At 49.8% G+C, this 20,485-nt stretch carries 22 protein-coding genes and 1 other annotated feature; of the genes, 10 read left to right on the plus strand and 12 right to left on the minus strand.

From position 1 onward, the window contains the following. Window positions 1-29 precede the first annotated feature (29 nt). From brnQ to K6T23_RS06835, 3 genes are all read right to left on the minus strand, one after another. Window positions 30-1,352: a branched-chain amino acid transport system II carrier protein gene (gene brnQ, locus K6T23_RS06825; protein ID WP_238284015.1), complete on the minus strand. Its 1,323-nt coding sequence runs from the start codon at window positions 1,350-1,352 to the stop codon at window positions 30-32. Between the two features lie 53 nt (window positions 1,353-1,405). After that, window positions 1,406-1,643: a binding site (T-box leader), on the minus strand. A 95-nt stretch (window positions 1,644-1,738) separates the two neighbouring features. Further along, the gene (locus K6T23_RS06830) at window positions 1,739-2,143 is read right to left on the minus strand and encodes a VOC family protein (protein ID WP_079515307.1); all 405 of its coding nucleotides are present in this window, start codon (window positions 2,141-2,143) and stop codon (window positions 1,739-1,741) included. Between the two features lie 99 nt (window positions 2,144-2,242). Beyond that, window positions 2,243-3,661, minus strand: a complete 1,419-nt coding sequence (locus K6T23_RS06835) for an NAD-dependent succinate-semialdehyde dehydrogenase (RefSeq protein ID WP_238284016.1) — start codon at window positions 3,659-3,661, stop codon at window positions 2,243-2,245. A gap of 184 nt (window positions 3,662-3,845) precedes the next feature. Here K6T23_RS06835 and K6T23_RS06840 point away from each other — a divergent pair, with 184 nt between their 5' ends. Next, complete coding sequence (locus tag K6T23_RS06840; protein ID WP_238284017.1) at window positions 3,846-4,775, plus strand: NADP-dependent oxidoreductase; 930 nt, start codon at window positions 3,846-3,848, stop codon at window positions 4,773-4,775. 162 nt (window positions 4,776-4,937) lie between these two features. Here the strand turns inward: K6T23_RS06840 and K6T23_RS06845 are convergent, their stop codons facing one another. From K6T23_RS06845 to K6T23_RS06860, 4 genes are read right to left on the minus strand one after another with little or no spacing between them, the layout of a single operon-like run. Continuing rightward, window positions 4,938-5,138 (minus strand): hypothetical protein, encoded by a 201-nt coding sequence (locus K6T23_RS06845; RefSeq protein WP_238284018.1) that lies wholly within the window; start codon window positions 5,136-5,138, stop codon window positions 4,938-4,940. Window positions 5,139-5,171: 33 nt separating this feature from the next. Further along, window positions 5,172-5,552: a hypothetical protein gene (locus K6T23_RS06850; RefSeq protein ID WP_238284019.1), complete on the minus strand. Its 381-nt coding sequence runs from the start codon at window positions 5,550-5,552 to the stop codon at window positions 5,172-5,174. Next, a complete protein-coding gene (locus K6T23_RS06855; RefSeq protein WP_082529642.1) occupies window positions 5,549-5,767 on the minus strand; it encodes a DUF3951 domain-containing protein in 219 nt (72 codons plus the stop codon). Before K6T23_RS06855 ends, K6T23_RS06850 begins: the two co-directional genes overlap by 4 nt. Then, the gene (locus K6T23_RS06860) at window positions 5,764-6,726 is read right to left on the minus strand and encodes a DUF4003 family protein (protein ID WP_238284020.1); all 963 of its coding nucleotides are present in this window, start codon (window positions 6,724-6,726) and stop codon (window positions 5,764-5,766) included. Before K6T23_RS06860 ends, K6T23_RS06855 begins: the two co-directional genes overlap by 4 nt. 332 nt (window positions 6,727-7,058) lie before the next feature. On the opposite strand from K6T23_RS06860, the gene K6T23_RS06865 reads away from it, so the two are divergent. The 7 genes from K6T23_RS06865 to K6T23_RS06895 all read left to right on the plus strand — a co-directional run bounded on the left by K6T23_RS06865 (window position 7,059) and on the right by K6T23_RS06895 (window position 13,867). Beyond that, the gene (locus K6T23_RS06865) at window positions 7,059-7,907 is read left to right on the plus strand and encodes an AraC family transcriptional regulator (protein ID WP_238284021.1); all 849 of its coding nucleotides are present in this window, start codon (window positions 7,059-7,061) and stop codon (window positions 7,905-7,907) included. Between the two features lie 150 nt (window positions 7,908-8,057). Beyond that, window positions 8,058-9,047, plus strand: coding sequence for a beta-carotene 15,15'-monooxygenase (locus tag K6T23_RS06870; RefSeq protein WP_238284022.1), 990 nt, complete (start codon window positions 8,058-8,060; stop codon window positions 9,045-9,047). A gap of 61 nt (window positions 9,048-9,108) precedes the next feature. Next, complete coding sequence (locus K6T23_RS06875) at window positions 9,109-9,744, plus strand: sigma factor-like helix-turn-helix DNA-binding protein (RefSeq protein WP_056534493.1); 636 nt, start codon at window positions 9,109-9,111, stop codon at window positions 9,742-9,744. A 16-nt stretch (window positions 9,745-9,760) separates the two neighbouring features. Then, window positions 9,761-10,339, plus strand: coding sequence for an ATP-dependent Clp endopeptidase proteolytic subunit ClpP (gene clpP, locus K6T23_RS06880; RefSeq protein WP_079515316.1), 579 nt, complete (start codon window positions 9,761-9,763; stop codon window positions 10,337-10,339). A 398-nt stretch (window positions 10,340-10,737) separates the two neighbouring features. Beyond that, a complete protein-coding gene (locus K6T23_RS06885; RefSeq protein ID WP_238284023.1) occupies window positions 10,738-11,796 on the plus strand; it encodes a C45 family autoproteolytic acyltransferase/hydrolase in 1,059 nt (352 codons plus the stop codon). Window positions 11,797-12,042: 246 nt separating this feature from the next. Next, complete coding sequence (locus K6T23_RS06890) at window positions 12,043-12,600, plus strand: helix-turn-helix transcriptional regulator (protein WP_238284024.1); 558 nt, start codon at window positions 12,043-12,045, stop codon at window positions 12,598-12,600. Window positions 12,601-12,640: 40 nt separating this feature from the next. Continuing rightward, complete coding sequence (locus K6T23_RS06895) at window positions 12,641-13,867, plus strand: ATP-binding protein (RefSeq protein ID WP_238284025.1); 1,227 nt, start codon at window positions 12,641-12,643, stop codon at window positions 13,865-13,867. 36 nt (window positions 13,868-13,903) lie between these two features. Here the strand turns inward: K6T23_RS06895 and K6T23_RS06900 are convergent, their stop codons facing one another. Beyond that, window positions 13,904-14,578, minus strand: a complete 675-nt coding sequence (locus K6T23_RS06900) for an NAD(P)H-dependent oxidoreductase (RefSeq protein ID WP_238284026.1) — start codon at window positions 14,576-14,578, stop codon at window positions 13,904-13,906. Between the two features lie 165 nt (window positions 14,579-14,743). On the opposite strand from K6T23_RS06900, the gene K6T23_RS06905 reads away from it, so the two are divergent. Further along, a complete protein-coding gene (locus tag K6T23_RS06905; RefSeq protein ID WP_238284027.1) occupies window positions 14,744-15,361 on the plus strand; it encodes a class I SAM-dependent methyltransferase in 618 nt (205 codons plus the stop codon). A 95-nt stretch (window positions 15,362-15,456) separates the two neighbouring features. Then, window positions 15,457-15,618 carry a hypothetical protein gene (locus K6T23_RS06910; RefSeq protein ID WP_156450607.1) on the plus strand — a complete coding sequence of 54 codons (162 nt, stop codon included), beginning with the start codon at window positions 15,457-15,459 and terminating at the stop codon, window positions 15,616-15,618. 37 nt (window positions 15,619-15,655) lie between these two features. On the opposite strand, the gene K6T23_RS06915 is transcribed toward K6T23_RS06910, so the two are convergent. Genes K6T23_RS06915 through K6T23_RS06930 form a run of 4 tightly spaced genes read right to left on the minus strand, consistent with a single transcriptional unit; the run spans window position 15,656 to window position 20,484 of the window. After that, entirely contained in the window at window positions 15,656-16,981 is a 1,326-nt protein-coding gene (locus K6T23_RS06915) for a (Fe-S)-binding protein (protein ID WP_238284028.1), read from the minus strand. Continuing rightward, complete coding sequence (gene glcD, locus K6T23_RS06920; protein ID WP_238284029.1) at window positions 16,978-18,390, minus strand: glycolate oxidase subunit GlcD; 1,413 nt, start codon at window positions 18,388-18,390, stop codon at window positions 16,978-16,980. Before glcD ends, K6T23_RS06915 begins: the two co-directional genes overlap by 4 nt. A gap of 33 nt (window positions 18,391-18,423) precedes the next feature. Next, entirely contained in the window at window positions 18,424-19,593 is a 1,170-nt protein-coding gene (gene anmK / locus K6T23_RS06925; RefSeq protein WP_238284030.1) for an anhydro-N-acetylmuramic acid kinase AnmK, read from the minus strand. Then, window positions 19,594-20,484 (minus strand): BadF/BadG/BcrA/BcrD ATPase family protein, encoded by an 891-nt coding sequence (locus K6T23_RS06930; RefSeq protein WP_238284031.1) that lies wholly within the window; start codon window positions 20,482-20,484, stop codon window positions 19,594-19,596. Between the last annotated feature and the right edge of the window lies 1 nt (window position 20,485).

Here is a 20,485-nt window from a genome sequence, read left to right on the forward strand (position 1 = left end):
GGTGTCGCGAAGACACCTTGCCTTTTTGTTTAGCCATGCCACTGTTCACTCGTGCGTCGGTAACCGGAGATGTGGTCCCATACAAAGCCGATGACGGCACAGAGGAGAGCGGGAAGGGTCCACTCCAACCCATTAGCCGAAAGAGGGATCCAGTCTACGGCGTGTTCGAGACTTTTCGGCACCATATGGAAACTGTGGAACGTTTCATAGAGTGAAAACGCACCCGTCATCCCCACCGAAAGGGTGAACATCCTCCGACTTTTACCCAGGAAGTGTTGGGCAAGGGAGAGGACAACGAGGACGATAGCCACAGGGTAGATCAAGGATAGAAGAGGCCCGGCAATCTGGAGGATCATATTCAGTCCAAGATTCGTAGTAAGCAGTCCGATCAAGGTGAATACCCCTACATATGCTTTATAGGAAAGGATGGTGAAGCGCTCTTGGAAAAACTGGGCACATGCGTTGATCAGACCGACACAGGTTGTCAGGCAGGCAAGGATCACGATGGAACCGAATACCAGATTACCGCTGGGTCCAAAAAGCTGTCCGGATGCAAGGACCAAGAGCTCTGCGCCGTTGGCCACTGCCTGGTCGGCCGGGATGACCCTACCGATCCAACCGAGGGAGACGTATACAAGGATGAGCCCCACAGCGGCAATCGATCCTGCACCGATCGTTCCTTTCACGATCTCGCTCCGATTGCTCATCCCTTTTGAGCGGAAGCCGTTAATGATGACGATACCGAAAGCAAGGGCTGCTATGGCATCCATCGTATAGTAGCCTTCAATGAATCCCGTAAGGAAAGGGGAGTCTTGGAATTTGACTGAAGTCTGTGCTTCCCCATACGAATAGGTGAAAAAGGCTTTGATGAAAAGAACAGCCAATACGAGTAGAAGTGCCGGGGTCAGCCATTGTCCCACAAGATCGATCGCCTTCTTCGGGTTCAGGCAGATCAAGAATGTCACTCCGAAAAAGATTAGCGAGAAGATGAAGAGTGGCATATGCCCCTGTACGGGAAGGATCTGTTCGAATCCAAGCTCGAAGGCCACATTGGCAGCCCTCGGTATTCCGTAGAAAGCACCGATGGATAAGTAGACGATGATAGCGAAGATCGTCCCGAAAAGGGGGTGAACCCGCTCGCCGATGGATAAAAGCCCGTTCTTCGAAAGAGACACAGTGATGATTGTGAAGAAGGGAAGGAATACAGCTGAGAGAATGAATCCCGTGATGGCAGGTATGAACGCTTGACCTGACTCCATCCCCAGGGTAGGAGGGAAAATAAGATTCCCTGCCCCGAAGAAAAGGGAAAAGAGCATGAATCCTGCTACGGTAATATGTTTTTTATTGGTCATGATGAACCTCCTGATTCTATCCTGGAATAACAAAAAAGCCCGCCCCTCTAACTGAAAGGGACGAGCTTATACCCGCGTTACCACCCGAATTCCGCCTGCCAAAAAACAAGCGACACTTGAACGTACCATCATACGCCTTCCTGTTAACGGTGGAAAACCGGCAGTGCTTACTCCGTTCGGCGCTGCGTCTCAAGGATGATTTTCAATAGGGTACTGTTCGCCTGCTCCCACCATATACCGGCTCTCTTTGCAACAGTGTCCCGACCTACTCTTTCCCGTCGTTGACATTTACTATAGTAGTAATCTAGCACAGAAGGAATTCATTCGTCAATTCGTTTTTTAAATATAGTATTTATTCTGACAATAGAATGGTGATCTGTAAACGCTTAGATCTCTTTCATCACTTCATCGAACGATAAATCAGGTTGAAGCACTTCGGATATGATCAGTCTGTAGCCGTCAGGATCTTGAAGGACGATTTCTCGTGCATTCCAAGGACGTTCGACAGGACCTTCTATAATACTTTCAGCCGGTGCTCTCTTGGCCGTCATCTGAACGTCCTGCCACTGCAGGTTGATGGTGATACCATTTGGGTGGACAGGGGATCTGGCGTGAATCAGCATCAGATCTTGGTATTTATCACCGCGGATATGAGCCATCACGATGTTGTCTTCCTGTCCGGACAAACAATACACGACATTGAAATCCAGGACTTCTTTGTACCATTCCATCGAGCGCTCAATATCTCTCACCTCCAGCTTTATAAACAGGGGCATTGGATAAGCTTCCATGTGGTCACTCCTTTCTGTTGATAGCCTTCACTTTAGTCCATGCCGCTGCGTGAAGGTCAATAAAAAAAGACGTGCAGATGTGCACGTCTTTGAAATAGGTCATAGTCCAACAGAAATATATTTCACTTCCAGGTATTCGTCCATTCCTTGATGGCCACCTTCGCGTCCAAGGCCGCTCTGTTTGAATCCTCCGAATGGTGCCTGAGGAGCGGATGGGCCACCATCATTCAACCCGACAATCCCGTACTCCAATTGTTCGCATATGGCAATCCCGCGTGAGATGTTTTCCGTGAATACATAGGCAGCCAGCCCATAGATCGAATCATTGGCACGGTCGACGGCTTCTTCTTCCGTTTTGAATGTGGTGATCGGGGCAAGGGGGCCGAATGTTTCCTCGGTCATGCAGAGCATATCATCGGTCACGCCGGTAAGGACTGTGGGCTCAAAGAACAGCCCTTCTTTCACGCTGCCGCCCGTCGCGATTTCAGCGCCTTTACCCACAGCATCTTCAATATGCTTCTTCACTTTATCCACTGCTCTGTCGTCAATGAGGGGGCCGATGTCAACACCTTCGTCTAGTCCGTTCCCGACCTTCAGTTTTTTGACCTCCGCCACATACTTTTCGGTAAATTCATCGACGATGGATTCATGCACGTATATGCGGTTGGTACACACGCACGTTTGACCAGCATTGCGGTATTTGGAAGCTACCACGCCTTTGACGGCCTTATCGAGGTCTGCATCCTGAGTCACAATGGATGGAGCATGACCGCCGAGCTCAAGGGAGATTTTCTTCATTGTATCAGCAGAGTTCTTCATGAGGATCTTACCGACAGGTGTTGAGCCAGTGAAAGTGAGCTTGCGGACACGGGTGTCATCTGTCCATGCTTCCCCGATCGTCTTGGAGTCACCGCTCACGACATTGATGACGCCTTTCGGGATGCCGGCTTCTTCTGCGAGATGAGCAAGTTTGAAAGCTGTCAGCGGCGTGAGCTCAGCCGGTTTGATGACGACGGTGCAACCTGCCGCTAATGCAGGAGCGACCTTCCGTGTGATCATGGCAGCGGGGAAATTCCACGGCGTGATGACCGCGACGACACCGACCGGCTGCTTCGTCACGAACATGCGTTTATCGCGCTGAGTAGCAGGGATCTGCTCTCCATAAACTCGTTTTCCTTCCTCCGCAAACCACGAGATATATCCGTTGGCATAGTCGATTTCCCCAAGTGCCTCTTTAAGTGGCTTTCCTTGCTCAAGCGTCATCGTGCGGGCAAGATCTTCACGGTTTTCATGAATGAGATCATGCCATTTCCGCACCAGCTCACTCCGCTCGTATGCCGAGTGTTTACTCCAGCTTTTAAACGCCTCAGAAGCAGCATCGACTGCCTCTTTTGCTTCCTTTGTGCTCCCGTTCGGAACGGTGGCAACGACATCAGATGTAGCAGGGTTGATAACTTTGATCGTGTCGAGATCCTGACCGGTTTGTTGACCATTGATCAATAATGCATACTTTTCCATTGAATGTACCTCCTGAATTGATTGGTTGATGAGATGGTGAGAGTTTTCCCTCTCTATATGTAGCTTAAACGTTACCTCAAATGATGCAGTGACGCCACTAAATGGCTCTTGAAGTTGCTGTGTTTATTCTTATTCAGATTGAGGGAACATATACCGTATGAAGATTATGAAGGAGGAACCTACTGTGAAAGCCATAGTGATCAATCAATATGGAAGCAAAGATGTTTTGGAAGAAAAGGAAGTAGAGAAGCCGGCAATCGGTGATGATCAGGTGCTGGTGGAGAACCATGCGACGTCAATCAATCCCATCGACTGGAAGCTGAGAGAAGGATACTTGAAGCAAATGCTTGACTTTGAATTCCCGATTATTCTGGGCTGGGATGTCGCCGGTACCATTTCTGAAATCGGTCAGAACGTCAGCGGCTATTCCGTAGGGGACCGGGTATTCGCGCGTCCGGAAACGACGAATCAGGGGACTTACGCGGAGTTTGTTCCAGTGGATGCCCATCTGCTGGCACCTATGCCTGATTCCATGACCTATGAAGAAGCCGCGGCGATCCCCCTCGCCGGACTGACAGCCTGGCAGTGCCTGGTGGATTTCGGTGAGATCAAGAAAGGCGACAACGTATTGATCCATGCCGGAGCAGGGGGTGTAGGGAGCTACGCTATTCAAATCGCAAAGAGCTTCGGGGCATATGTTGCCACAACTGCAAGCGGGAAAAACGAGCAGTTCGTCCGTTCCTTGGGGGCAGATGAATTCATCAACTACCGGGAACAGGATTTTAGCGAGCTCTTATCGGGCTATGACCTTGTCGTCGATACGATGGGAGGGAAAGTTCAGGAAGACAGCTTCAAAGTGCTGAAAAAGGGAGGCAAGCTCGTTTCGATTGCCGATCAGCCATCCGAAGACTACGCCACTGACTTCACAACAAAATTCCTTTGGCTCGAGCCGAACGGGGAACAGCTGAAGAAGCTGGCGGATCTGTTTGAAAAAGGCGAGCTGAAGCCGGTCATCGGGGAGACCTTCGACCTTAGTGAACAAGGTTTGAAGGATGCCCATGCCCTCAGTGAAACCCACCATGCAAAAGGGAAGATCATCATCAAGGTGAAGTAGAACGCAAAATCCGTGAGCGCCCAATTCCTGAATGGAATGGATGCGCACGGATTTTTTTGTCGTACTTCAAAGCGTGGGCCAAGTCCTATACTTTTCAACACTTACGTAATCCGATGCTTCTATATAACACGTGTGCATTCCTTTTATTTGGTATGTTCTAAATCAGTACATCCCCTCCAGAAGATACCGCTGAACCCCTTTACAGCACTGAGCAGCACGTATGTAATGGTTCCTGCTTGCTTCTGCATCTCCGCTCAGGGAGTAGAGGCGGCCAAGGATGCTTTCGTTCATCCAATCTTTTTGCAGGGTATCTGCCCTCTCTTTGGCTTCTTCAAATCGTCCTTCCTCCAGCAGTACGTGCACCTCGTAATACTCCCTTATATGAGTCTGTTTTACTTAATGAAGGTGCGAGGAGGCGCTCCGAACATCCCCTCTTCGTGAAGCGTCAGCTAAGATGAAAATGGCCTGGTGGGATGGGGATTTGTACTTTCGCAGGACTTTTTCGAGCTGATCCTCTACCAGGTCAGGCGTACCTTGACCCAGCGCCCAATAGAAGCCCAGAATCGGCTGCCTTTTACGTGCAGATAGAAACTGTTCGATTTTAGATGTATTAGTGGCATAGTAAAGAAAATATACGTAGGGAATCATGGCAATAAGAATGACAGCGGCTGCGATCCCCGTTACGACCACCCCGAAAGGAAGATCCAAGAAGCCACCTGTTATTCCAAAAATAATGGCGAAGCTGAAAATGATGAAGTACTGAGTTTTGCTTATCATAGGTGTGTCCTTTCGGGCTCCTCTCCACTCTCTTCATCTTCTGCCGGAATGTCCTGTTCTTCGTGGAATTCCACTCCAGACTGCCCTGTGATCTCGTCAAAGGGTGTATAGAAGAGGGGAGGAGCTTGTTTTCTCTTGAAAAATCTGAAACCTGCGACGATGAGGAGTGCTGTCACAGAGAGGGGGAGCAGGGCGAATACCAGCAGCTCCATCATGAATTGCTCGACGAGCTTGTGATGACGGCGCTTGCTGACATGGTGGCAATCATGGCGGTCTGCTGTGCCTGGATCAGCGTCTCGATCGTCGTCGTCAAGCTTGTCGTGGCGAGGGAGGTATCCTCTAATTGATTGCTTACATAGAAGTTCACGGCCATCATGAAATTCACGTCTTTATGCCATTTGAATGCTTTTATGCCGTTCAAGTTGTCCCATATCGATCGGACCCTACTGCAGTCTGCATCTTTTACGAATGACAGGAGGGCGATATGCGGGTAAAAAGCGGGTTTCATGCGGATTCCTTCCGAGCGGAGGGCATCATGTATGCGTAGGGCTCTTGTAATCATGGACTCAGGTCCTTCCTCCTCCTGAAGGGAAAGGATGTGGCTCATCGTCTGAAGATCATTCCCCTTGCGGAAGCCTTCGTGGTTCAATTGATCATAAAAGGTCTCGATATAGTCCACGATATTCTCCTGCCCCTTTTTGGCGAGAAGCATGGCGAGGGGATAGTCGCTGTGACCGGTGAGGAAGAGATGCTCCTTTGCCATCCGTTTATAGAGGGTAAGCGCGCGTTCTGGAAGATCTGGATCGATCTCTTCTTCCCCCAGTACCGCCAGGGCGGCAAGGTGAGTGTAGACACCCTTTTTGAATCCTGCCTCAATGAGCCGGTCGTAAAGGGATTGAAGGCGTTCGAATTGCAGGCGGGGATTTTCGGATTTCACGTCGAGAAGGGCAGCGCATGAGAAGCGCAGCTGCGATTTCATGTGTGAAAACATACCGGATTCTTTTTTGATCATCTCGCTTATGTCCATGAATCGTTCCACATCGAAAGGATGATCATTCGAACAATAAATGGAGGAGGTCAACATGAGTACCTGGTGATCGGAAGCCTGCCAGCGAAGGCGCTTTTTCAATGTGGTATAAATGTCTTCATACTGATTGATCTGGTCTTGGATCATAGTAATCACGTCCTTAATTGGTTGTTTTATATATATACGGATATGGTGGGATGGGGGTTTCATTTTACTGCGGATGCACATTCAGTAAATGAATGAACCCACAGGCGCTATTCAGACTGGTAAGAATCATTTTTTGATTTTTAACAATTTTCGTGAGGAATAGTTAATAGTCTGCTAAGGTGTAGGAGTATACATACGTTATCAAACCATCACTATTCATACAGGGACGTAAGAAACTTCTCAGGCGATTGAAGCAGAATCTGTCTTCAATAGACCTAAAAAGACAGGAATGCTTCGTCCATTCATCGTATTCTACATAAGGAGGGGATCATATGGAAATGCTGGAGCGATTGAATCAGTGCATCGACTATATTGAGAAGAATCTGGACGGAGTCATCAATCCAGATGAGTTATCTGCGATTTCTATGTACTCCCATCATCATTTCCATAAGATGTTTTCCGTGATCTCCGGTTGCCCACTTGGGGAGTATATACGGAAGAGGAGGCTCACTGTGGCCGCCCAGGAACTCATGGTGACAGATGCAAAAGTGATCGATGTTGCCCTGAAATATGGATATGAAACGCCGGAGTCGTTCTCGAAAGCCTTCCGGAAGCTTCATGGAGTACCACCTTCAAAAATTCGCAAAGCGTCTGTGAGGGCGTATCCGAGATTGGGTTTTAAACTTCAGATAATGGGAGTGATCGAGATGAATTATCGCATGGTCGAAAAAGAAGCGTTTGAAGTGGCCGGGATCGGAAGAAGGATGAGCACACAAAATGGAGAAAACCTGAGGGAAATCCCCAAGCTCTGGGAGCAGGTAAACAGGGAAGGGACTGACTGGGAGATTTGCAGAGCTGCCAAAGCAGATTCGATTATGGGCGTGTGCTTGCACGAAGATCGTACCAAGGATGATTTCACGTATTTCATCTGCGCTGAAAATGTGGCGGCTACGGCAGTCTATGAAACGCATACGATCCCTGCTGGCACTTGGGCGGTATTTGAGGTGGTGGGTCCGATGCCTCTCGCCATACAGCGCGTATGGGAGAGGATCTTCACAGAGTGGTTCCCGTCCACGGGGTTTGAGCACAGCGGTGGTCCTGAGTTCGAACTTTACCCGATGGAAGATGCCGGGGCAGAAGACTTTCGCTGTGAGGTATGGGTACCCGTTAAGAATCGTTAATATCATGTTGAAGAAAGGCAACGTCGCGTTGCCTTTTTTGATTTCAAGAATGTTCATAGTCATTCCTCCTCAAACTGGACCTTCTTGTTATAATGTAAGAAAAAGGATATATGGATTGGGAGTGAATCAATGGTTTTCCGAAGGACACGTTTGTCAAAATGGGCCCTCATGCTCGTGGCCGTCATCTTACCGAGCAATATTCTCCTGTATCACTCTTCAGTACAACTCTACCTAGATATTCATATCGGCAAGGAAGTAGTGTTCGGGAGCCTCCTTGACCTGGTGGTCGTCCTGCCGGCCTTGATGTATGCAGCATTCAGGCTCTCTAAAAAGCAGCTTGCAGGTTTCGTGGTATTCGGTCTCGTCCTCGCAAGATCCATACTCCCAGAAGCACACTTTGCTCAGTACACGATTCTGCTGTATGCCGGACTGGCGGTCGAGGTGATCGTTGTCATGGGAGAACTTGCACTGATTTTCCTCCTGGTGAAAAGGATACCGGACATAAAGGGCTATATGAGGGAGTCTGGAAACGGACCCTTATTTTCACTTCTTCCAGCTGCCATAGAGAATGTAAAGGATCATTTTATCGTCAGGTTGATCACCTCTGAAATCCTCACAATCTACTACGGCCTAATGAGCTGGAAGCGCAAGGCACCCGTCCATGGCGGAGTGGTGACCATCCATCAGAACACCAGCCACACAGCCATGAATCTCATGTTGATCCATGCCATCGTCCTGGAATCAGTGGGGTTGCATTGGTGGCTTCATGATATTCAACCGGTTCTGTCCATAGTGCTTCTCATACTCAATGTATACGGGGTCATCCTGTTCCTTGCTGAGCTTCAGATCGCACGCCTGCATCCCCTTGAAGTGAGGGATGGGAGGATCTATATCGGCCAGGGACTTCAAAAGAGGATTGTCTTTCCGATCGAAAATATTGAACACATGGATTGGGGAGGGAAACCAAGTGAAGACGGAATCCTCCTGATGTATAAAGATTTTGAAGAAGTGGAGCCCCAGGTTGTCATCCGATTGAAGGAGGAAGCGGAAGCCACCCTCTTCTTGGGTCGGAAGGTCATGGTGCGTGAAGTGGCCATCAGGGTGGATGATCCTAACCGTCTGAAAGAATTATTGGCGTGACCCGTATCTTTTTCGGCATCCCATCCGTTAGTAGTGTGAGAGGATGAAAGGAGTGAAGGATATGCAACCTGTTGAAAAGTCGCCTCCCCCAGGGGGTGTGAAGGAGCAAAGGGACGGTCTCCTGCGTTACTGCCGCTTTCTGACGAAAAATCAGTGGGATGCAGACGAGATTGCACAGGAGTCTCTGGTCAGGGCGTTGGAACATTATCATCAAGAGGAGTGGACCCAGGCACTGCTGAAGCGTATCGCTTATTCCGTGTGGATTGATATAACCCGTAAGCGGCGATGGGAAACGGTGGAAGCTCCGTGTTATGAGGAGTCGTATCAGCTGTCCGGCTTTGAATGCGCCCACCTGCTCAGAAGTCTCACACCGAAGCAGACGGTCACCTTTGTCCTGAAAGAAGCCTTTCAGTTCCGGATTGCAGAGATTGCTTCCATACTGAACATGAGTGAAACCGGGATCAAGGCGCTATTGAGTCGAGCAAGGAACAGACTGAAAAATCTACAGGACGATCCTGGCGTGGGGGAGCCGTCCGACATTCAAAACCAACTGGATGCCATCCTGATCCGTACCCTTCGTGCACAGGATCCTGCCCTTCTTCTTCAGTTTATCCCGACGTTGCTTGCCCGTCAGTCGACGGTCAGCGGGGAACGCCTGCATGTCCATTCCTCCCTCAACCTCTCCAACGCAGCATAATGGAGGAGGAAACAAGATGAATGCCATACCGTATGTGATTGAACAATCGAGTACCGGGGAGCGCTCCTACGACATCTACTCGAGGCTGCTGAAGGACCGGATCATCATGGTAAGCGATGAGATCAACGATGCCATGGCCAACAGCATCGTCGCTCAGCTCCTGTTCCTGGCGGCCGATGCCCCCGACAAGGATATCTCCCTATACATCAATAGCCCCGGTGGTTCAACTTCTGCAGGGTTTGCCATATTCGATACGATGGAGTACATTTCCCCGGATGTAAGGACCATTTGTACCGGCATGGCTGCGTCATTCGGTGCCATGCTTCTTCTAGCGGGTACCAAAGGAAAAAGGATGGCCCTGCCGAATAGTGAAATCATGATTCACCAGCCCCTTGGAGGAGCAAGGGGGCAGGCGACGGACCTTGAAATCTCCGCGAAACGGATCGTGAAACTGCGTAAGCACATCAATGACATCATCGCGGTTAGGACCGGCAAGCCCTTGGAACAAGTCGAGATGGATACCGACCGGGACTACTTCATGACGGCAGAGGAAGCACTGGAATATGGGATCATAGATCATATTATCAAAAAATAAGAGAAGGAGGCTGAGACAAACATGTTTTAGTCATAGTAAAACCCGAATCATTTGCCTGCGAAAAAGCAAATGATTCGGGTTTTAAATTCGTTTAATGAACATTCAAATTACATCGTTTCCAGCGGTTGATCGGAGTGCAAGACGAAGACTCCTGCGGGAAGAGTAGCTGATGTGAGACCCCGCAGGCTTGCCGAGGAGGCTCACGGGCTACCCGCGGAAAGCGAAGTCTTGCACGGAGATCATGAGCGGTATAAAGATCCTATACTTGTCGTGTTCGGCATTAAAGGGGCCTTTTTTAGTTTTGTCCCAGCCCCTTTTGAATTGGAGGATGTTTGCTTTCATTCTTCAGTTGCATCCTTTATGATGAGGGAAAATAGAGAAAAAGAGGGTTTGAAGTTATGAAGCAGATCCATAGTGATATCATCCAGTTCAGGGGTACACATTTCGACTTCGGGAAGTTTCAGGGAGAGAAGTTGAAGGACTCCCTGACGGTCCGGAACAGGGAGAATCAATGGAAAGTGAGAAAGCCGAGATTCGTGATCGATGAGCAAGAGGCAGAGGCGGCCATCAAACGATTTGCCCCCTATGTGTGGGAGGAGATCCTCGGTCTCCAGGAGGCACTTCAGTGGCCGATGGAATCCGTCCTGAGGGAGTTCGGCGGCTACAGGGTCCCCTATGGTAAATCCGGCTGCTCCATCATGACAGGCCATGACTACCTCATCCGTAACTATGATTATCACCCGAAAACCTATGAGGGACGATATATGCTCTTCCAGCCGTCTGATGGAGGATATGCCATGATCGGTCCGAGCCAGCGTACGACAGGCCGCATGGATGGTATGAATGAGTGCGGGTTGGCCATCGGCTATAACTTTATGCATCGTAAGAATCCGGGACCGGGTTTCATCTGCTGTATGATCGGACGGTTGCTCCTTGAGTCATGCAGGGATGTAGGAGAAGCAGTCGCCATGCTGAGAGAAATCCCTCATCGGAATTCCTTCAGCTATGTTCTCCATGATGCCAGTGGGATGACGAAGATCGTGGAGGCTTCTCCCCGTGGGATCAAGGTAAGAGAAGACAACGCGTGTACGAACCACTTCGAAATCCAGGTAGAGGAGAACAGGAATCATCTTGGAGATTCAAAGCGAAGGCTTTCCATATTGAAAGAGCATCCGGGACTGGAGGCAAGGGAAGCTTTCCGCCTCATGAATGACCGTGATAAAGGGGTGTTCTCTGATCTTTATGGAAGCTGGGCGGGGACCATTCATACGTCCGCCTATTTCCCTGAAGAGGGCAAGGCCTGGTTTGTCCTAGGCGGTGATAAAGAGCCGGTCGAATTCAATTTTTCGGCTTGGCTCGAAGGAAAAGAGATCGAAGCAGAGAGGATCGAAGGGGAAGTAGACACCGAGATTCCATTCCTTCATATGGACGAAGGAGCAGATTGGTTTAAACGATGAAAAGACAAGCCCGCCTGGGTATTTAGGCGGGCTATTTATATGGAATCATCCTTTGAATAAACCTCCTTACAAGGATGAAAATACTAAATATAGAGTTCATAAGACCTATTTTCATTTTCTGATATTACCTTTTCTTTAGTTCCTTTTAACAAATTTACGGAATTTAGCAAGAGTGACAAAATAGGCACATAGCTTTTAAATCCCTTCTCAGTATAATATAACTAGGAACAACTCGGAGGGATGCAGATGGAGCACAAAAAGAGAACTTGGCTTGGCAGGATGCGGAAGGTTAAGGGCTTAAGCCAGGATGAAGTCGCCAAACTCGTACATATTGACAGATCTTACTATTCGAAGATCGAGAATGGCTTGAGAGCTCCTAGTGAAAAGCTGGCAGAAGACCTCGCTGACCTGCTTGGTTTCCACTATTCTGTATTCGGTATGGAAAAGAGTCCGTTCTTTTTTGCTTTGCGGCATTCGAAGGTGGTATTGGCCCACTTTGACCTGAATCTTCGCTATACATGGCTTTTTAATCCCCACGCAGATTTTGATCCTGTTCTTGCTGTCGGGAGGACGGATGTGGAGATGGATAAAGGCAGCGGTTCCGAGGAGCTCATGCAAATGAAGCAGGAAGTAATCAGCCGTCGCCAGACCATGAGCAAGAAGATCGTGTTTACCCTTTCCGACGGCGACGCAGCCTATGATGTAACCTGTCACCCACTGTTCAACGCCAGGGGCGTCCTGATAGGAGGAAGCACGGCAGCCATTCGGGTACCGGTGTGTGAATTACCAAAGGTTCATTCATGACAGAAGATCAGGATGGGGGGATACGATGTATCCGGAAGCCTTGACGTTACTTTTACTGGATTTTCTATTCATCATTACCGGATTGCTCTTCTTTGCGTTGTATTATGATATGAAGAAGAAATTCCCTTCCAGGGTCTGTGCCCTTATGGTGGCGATACCTGTCATTCTCTTATGCATGTTGTTCAGCTATGAGATCACAGAAGGTGTCTATGCAGATTTAAGAAGGATTCCTTTCTTTCTGGCTAGCCTTTACTTCGGTCCCCTCGTATCCATCATTTTGGTCGCGGTCATCGTCCTGTTTCGATTCCTTTTCATCGGTCCGGACCTCATCCATCTGGTGATCTTCAATTATCTACTTGCGTTCCTGGTGATTGCCATGATCAGTAAAAGATTCGCTCAGTATTCGTTGAAGTGGAAACTGGTGATCATGATTATCCTATGTACCTATATGTCGCTTTTCAATCTATCATTTGGCGAGATGTATGACCCGAAGACTAAATTCGCGGAATACATGCTTCTTCTAATCGTTCCTTTGGCCGCTTCGATCATTGCCATATTATGTGCCGAAATGATCCGGAACCTCATCATGTTGAAACGGAAGGAACAGCAATTGGATAAGCTGAATATGGTTGGGCAGCTCGCAGCAAGTATTTCCCATGAAGTCCGCAATCCACTGACTTCTTCCAAAGGATTTCTTCAATTGATCAGGGAAGAGAAGGACATAGAATTGCAGCGGCAGTTCATTGAACTGTCACTTGTTGGCATCGAACAGGCAACAGGTGTCATTGAGGATTATCTTACCTTTACGGATTCCATGCCGGATGAGCCTGTAGCGATCGACGTCAGATTAGCGATCATGGAAGTTGCAAAAGATCTCGAGGCATTTTCACTGGAGCAGAAAGTAAAGGTGAACCTGGTATTGGAGGAAGGCGTGCTGGTCAGGGGACAACCGCGCAGTTTCAGTCAATGCATGATGAATATGATGCGGAATTCAATTGATTCCATGCCTGCTGGAGGGACCCTGACGGTGAAGGTCGAAAAGAAGGAGAAAGTGATTATATCGATCTGCGACACGGGAGTGGGCATGACTAAGGATCAAATCAGGCGATTCGGGGAGCCCTTTTTTACCATCAAGGATGAGTCCACAGGGCTCGGGGTCATGGCGGCCCACATCATCGTCCATGCCATGCAAGGGAATATCACCGTTAAAAGCGAACCGAACAAAGGAACGACCATTTATATCGAATTGAATCATGGAATTGCATGAAGAAAGCCGGCGGATGCCGGCTTTTATTTATGTTCTTTATACAAATTTGACGATATCTTCAAACGGACGGCGGGTTTTTTCTGCCGGATCCTTCACGCGGAATCCGAATGCCACCATGACGGAGATGCTGAAGCTGCCATCTTCCAGAAGTCCCTCTTCTTCAAGGAGCTTGTTCATCTTTTCGATGTGGAAGCCTTCAATCGGACAAGAATCCACTCCGATTTCGGCTGCAGCCGTCATCATATTGCCAAGTGCAAGATAGGTTTGTTTGCCTGCCCAGTCGTAAAGCGGGCGATCACCATCAAGAAGGTTGAAGTCTTCTTTCTGGAACTCTTCGATCCGGCTCAGATACTTTTGAAGGTGCTCATCTGGCATATGCTTCACTTCTTTGAAGTGCTGCTGGAGATAGTCAGCATCGTAGCGGGTATCTTTTTTTGTCCGGGCGAGCAGGATCACGAAGTGGCTCGCATCAGGAAGTTTTCCGTATGCTCCCCATGCTGCATCCTTGATCTTTTGACGGAGCTCTTCGCTTTGGATCACGAGGAAGCGCCATGGCTCAAAACCGAATGAAGAGGGAGAAAGCCTACCGACTTCCATGATGAATCGGAAATCGTCATCGGAAACTTTCTTCTCAGGATCGAATTCTTTCGTCGCATGTCTGTCCAGATGGGCAGCGAGTATTTCATGTTTGCGTTGTTCTTTGTTTTGCACTGCGATCACTCCTATCCATTTGTTTATAACACATTCACCCTACCACATGCGGGCGGGAAGTTCATGTATTTAGTATGGCGGAGGTGCGGGATTCCATTCTTTTGAAGAGGATTCATGTATAATGGACCTAATTCGAGGGCCTTCTAGCCCCCTAGGGAGATTCTTATGAAAACAGATTATGACCGCCTGCTCCACATCGAGACAGGTAAACGACAAATGGGCTTTCACCGGTCCTTTCACTATCATCGATATGAACCGACACCATATGAGGCGCTGGATGAGTTTTGTGAGCAGTATCCTTTCTCCAGATCTGACCGGGTGGTGGATTATGGATGCGGCAAGGGACGCTTGAACTTTTATCTTCATCACAGGTTCAAATGCACGACCATCGGAATTGAAATGAACAGGGAATTTTACCGGGATGCCATGGTGAACTTGGATCATTATCTCCGCCATGCCGGAATCCGGAGGAATAACGTCCATTTCAAGGAGTGCCTGGCAGAGGAATATGTCATCCACCCACAGGATAATCGCTTTTATTTTTTCAACCCGTTTTCAGTCCAGATCTTCATGAGCGTCATCAATAACATTCTTCATTCGGTAGAAGAGTACCCGAGGGACGTGGAGATCATCCTGTATTACAGCTCCGATGATTATATTCACTATATGGAAGAGCATCCACTTTTCCGTCTGAAAGCAGAAGTGGACCTGACCGGGGAATTTGCCGAGAATCCATATGAGAAGTTTAGGGTGTACGAGCTATTTTATGGTGGGGAAAGGTGAATGGGATTTCTATATTTTCCATTTTTGTGAAACTTTTAATCGCGCCATGCGTACAGTCTAGTAGAAAGCAGACGCTTTCATGAGGAGGATGGGGCATGTACAAATGGGTGTGGGCGAGCTTTTTGATTGTGATCTTGGTGACCATCGGTCTTTGGATGACAAAAGGAGCGGAGTCTGCCATTCTGCTTCTCTCGGGATATGGTCTTGTTTTCTTCTTTCTTGTGTATTTCATGTTCCCGAAGTCGAAGAAGCAGTAGGTTGGAGAAAGGAAGAAGGATGATCCTCCATGGAGGATCATCCTTCTTTTTTATTGTAGATAGCTTCGAGGAGGAAGTCGACGATATGGACGGCCCGTACGGTGTTCGACAGCCCTTCACGTTCGATTCCTAGTTTCATCTGAAGCAGGCAGCCTGGATTCGAGGTGATGATGGTCACGGCCCCTGTGTCCTTTGCATGCTGCATTTTTGTATCTAGGATTTTCATCGACATGTCCGACTCGACAATATTATAAATGCCTGCAGAACCACAGCAGTGGTCGGCCTGCTTCATCTCGCGGTACTCGGCACCAGATACAGCCTGAAGGAGCATGCGGGGCTCGAGGAACGTTTTCTGTACGTTCCTGAGGTGACAGGAATCCTGGTACGTAATGATCTGGGGAGCTACCTCCAAATCGTTGCGGTGGAATCCAAGTTCGACAAGGATGGATGAAACATCCTTGATTTTAGCAGTAAAACGCTCTGCCCGCCCCTTCCATTCCGGGTCATCTTTCAATAGATGGTCATAGTCCACAAGGAAGGCACCGCATCCCCCTGCGTTTGTGATGATGTAATCGGCTTCACAATCTTCAAATGCTGAGATGTTTTCTTTGGCAAGCTTTTTCGCTCCGTCCTTCTCTCCGCTGTGACCATGAAGGGCTCCACAGCATGTTTGGGCTTGAGGAATGACAATTTCACACCCGGCCTGTTGGAGGAGGGTTGTCGTTGCGTTGTTGGTGCTGAGAAACAGCGTATCCATGAGACACCCGCTGAAGAAGGCGACTTTTTTCTTTTTGGTGCCTGCAGGCTCCAAGTGACGCGGACGATGGGTCATATCACCGCGTCTTGGCACCTTGGGCAGGACCTTTTCCATCGTCGCCAAGTGATCAGGCAGGATGTTCAGGAGTCCCGATGCCCTAACGGCTTTCTGGATTCCTGAACGCTGATAAAAGCCGAGCAGGGAAGTGGCAGTCCGCATCCTGTCAGGGTGGGGGAACAGACCGGAAAATACCGTCTTTCTCACGACTTTCTCTCGGATGGAGTGCTTTTTGTTTTTGTTGATGATGTCCCTTGCTTCTTCCAGAAGATGCCCGTACTTCACACCGGAAGGACAGACGGGCTCGCAGGCTCGGCAGCCCAGGCATAGATCGAGTGAACGCTCTACATCTTCGTCCGGTTCGATGACCCCATCGACGACGGCTTTCATCAGGGCAATCCTGCCGCGGGGAGAGTGTGATTCCTTGAATCCCGATTCGATGTAGGTCGGGCAGGAGGGCAGGCAAAATCCGCATCTCATACAGTTAAGAAGCTCATCCTCATCCATCCGTTCCTTGAATTCTTGCTGCATCTTCGTTCGTTCACTCATCGTGAAATCACCACGCGCTTTCTGGATTCTTTGGCAAATACTTTATTCGGGTTCATGATATTACCTGGATCGAATGCCTGCTTGATAAGTTTCATGGCATTCACCCCCTCAGGTCCAAGCTTCCATTCAAGATATGGGGCCTTCATCATCCCGACACCATGCTCTCCCGTGATCGTACCGCCCAACGAAATCGCCTCTGAGAAAATGTCGGCGAATGCCGCTTCCACCCGCTCCATCTCTTCGTGATCCCTCGCATCGGTTGCAACGGTTGGATGGAGATTTCCGTCCCCTGCATGCCCGAACGTACAAATGTTGAGTTTGTATTTTTCGGCGATGCGATTGATGGCCGAGACCATCGTGGCAATTTCAGAACGGGGCACGGTGGCGTCCTCGAGAATGGTCGTCGGCTTCAACCGGGCTAAGGCAGAGAGGGCGGATCGCCTTGCCGTCCTGAGGGCTTCTGCTTCTTCAGGTGTAGCGGCAAGCTCAACGGATACGGCGCCGTGCTCCAAACAGATCTCCTTCATTCTCGCCATATCCCTTGTGACGAGTTCGGCGGGTCCGTCCTGTTCGATTAGGAGGACGGCCTTCGCTTCTGTAGGGAGACCTATCTTGGCGAAATCCTCGACGACAGCAAGGGTGGGCTGATCGAGGAATTCCAGTGTGGCGGGAATGATCTTGCCCGAGATGATATGGGAAACACTTTTGGCCGCAGCTTCCATGTCTCCGTAAGTGGCAAGCATCGTCTTTTTCGTTTCCGGGAGGGGCACGAGCTTCAGTGTCGCTTCAGTGATGATCCCGAGCGTCCCTTCTGAACCGACCAGGAGCCTCGTCAGATCGTAGCCTGCCACATCCTTGGCGAGCTTACCGCCTGTCCGGATGATGTCTCCGTTCGGAAGCACGGCCTCGAGAGCCAGGACGTAGTCACGTGTCACCCCGTATTTGAGCCCCCTGAGGCCACCGGAATTTTCGTTGATATTCCCTCCGATGGTGGAAATCTTCATGGAGCTTGGATCCGGTGGATAAAAGAGGCCCTTTGCTTCAACGGAGGTTATGAGTTCTCCTGTGATCACACCGGGCTGGACGGTGATGGTGAGATTCTCCTCATCGAGTTCCAGGATGCGATTCATACGGGTAAAGAGAAGGACGATCCCGCCTTCGGTCGGGCAGGTGCCGGCACACAGGTTGGTGCCTGACCCCCTCGGTACAATCGGGATGCCATGCTCTCCGCACACTTTCACGATGCTTGCAATCTCCTCTGCCGAAGAAGGGGAGAGGATGGCATCAGGCATCGCCTGATAGTTAGGGGTGGCATCGTATGAATAGACGAGCCTCTCTGCGGGGCTGTCATAGTAGAAAGCTTCTCCTACAATGCGGATGAATGATTGCTTGATAGACGAAGTGATCATAGGTGATCCCGCCTTTCTAGTATTCTTGTAGATTTAGTTCTTTCCGGGAAGAGGGGCAGGGGTAATGGAACCAAGGATCACATAATCCCCGGCACCCGTTGCACCCGGTACATTTCCAGGCTGTCCGTTCAACGTCTCGTGGGCAAGAAGGGCGAAGGCGATGGCCTCTTTGGCATCGGATGAGTAGCCGATTTCTTCCTGCGTGAGGAGCGTACAGGTTGGAAGCAGTTCCTTCATGAAACGGATGAGGATGTGGTTATAGCTCCCTCCGCCTCCGATGATGATTTCATCCACTTCATAGTGAGGGAAGATGAACGTTTTATAGGCATCTGCGATAGAGCGGGCCGTAAAGTACGTCGCCGATGCGATGAGATCTTCTTTCGCAAGGTGAGAGAACTTATCCATGATGCGGTCGATGAATATGTCCCCAAACTGTTCCCGCCCAGTGGATTTAGGGGGCTTCCTTGAGAAGAAACCGGCTTCCCATTCCATCCATTCTTCCACCATCTTTTCATGCACCTTCCCAGTGGAAGCGATGGCTCCGTCTTCATCGAATGCCTTGCCGTAAAGCCTCTCGCATAGCCCGTCGATGATCATATTGCCCGGCCCTGTATCGAATCCGTACACGTCTTCAAGGGAACCGTCCTTGGATAGGACGGTGACATTCCCGATCCCCCCGATGTTTTGAAGGAGCCTCCCCACTCCAGGTGACCGGTAGAGGATGTATTCCGTGTAGGGAACGAGGGGGGCACCCTCGCCTCCCGCAGCGACGTCCATAGACCTGAAATTTGAGACAACGGCGGTATTCGTCATGTATGCGATCACGCTCGGCTCACCGATCTGGAGAGTGGAAGGGACAGAATCCGCCGTGGGGAAAGGCTGGTGAAATACGGTCTGCCCGTGGGACCCGATGACATCGAGATCCTCCAGTGGAACACCGGCATCCGTGCAAAGACCGATGACGGCTTCCCCGTAGATGCGGCCAAGCTCGAAGTGAAGGCTTGAAAGGGCAGGAGTGGATGAGTGTTCCTCACTGATGACCTCGAAAATTTTCTTTTTGACTGACTGGGGGAAGGGGGTGGAGGCGTAATGGATCAGCTTGCAGGTTGCGCTGCTTCCCGTCCCTTCCAAGGATACGAGGGCGGCATCCACCGCATCGACGGATGTGCCTGACATTAGCCCTACGGCTAGACGTTTGACCATTTAGTGTTTCCTCCTCATTCTTGTAAAAGTCGTGACGGCACCCAAGGCCGGGGACGTAGGACTCAAAAGGATAGTTGTATCTGGGTAGGCCTCTGAGACTACCTGTTTGAAAGATGTCTGAACTTCGTTGCTTGCTTCCAAAACGCTTCCCTTTATGGCCACTTTCAACGATGAAAGAGAAAGGTTACGGGCGAGCTGAACGGTCTGCATCCCTAGGGATGCCCCGGCTTTTTGCAGGATCATCCGGGAAGAAACATCCCCGTCCTGCGCACATGCGTCCACAACTTTGGACAAGGAGGCGATTTCCCCCTTATTGGATGTGTAGATGAATCCTTTCAACCCCTTCCCGTCAACAGCACCGATCTCCTTCATCACTGCCTGTGAGAGGGGAGAATGGGGGACATCTCGATCGATTTCAGTAGTGATGATCTGGCAGGCCTGGATTGCAATGGAATAGGCACTTCCCTCATCACCGAGAAGATGGCCCCATCCACCGGACACACCTGTCATCGTACCGTGGCGGCCGTGGGAAATGGAGCCCGTTCCCGCAATGGTAAGGATCCCGTCACCGTCCCCGATCGCACTGTCAAAAGCAAGCTCGGCATCACTGATGATCCACATGGGAGAGGGAGAAAGGGGTGCAAGTACGTCCTTCACCCGTTCCTCTAGCGGCCCCGATTGAAGCCCGGCCATCCCGATGACGATGGCGTCCGCCTCTCCGTCATGCAGGCAGTCTTTGAGAACCGACGTAAGATGGTCCATGGCTTGCTGAAAAGATACGGAAGGATTGCCATGACCGGCAACCGATTCGAAGAACACATTCCGTTGCTCATCCATCACAAGGGCCTGTGTTTTCGTCCCACCTGCGTCTACTCCTATGATTCTCCCCATC

Source organism: Rossellomorea marisflavi (assembly GCF_022170785.1).
GTDB classification, from domain to species: domain Bacteria; phylum Bacillota; class Bacilli; order Bacillales; family Bacillaceae_B; genus Rossellomorea; species Rossellomorea marisflavi_B.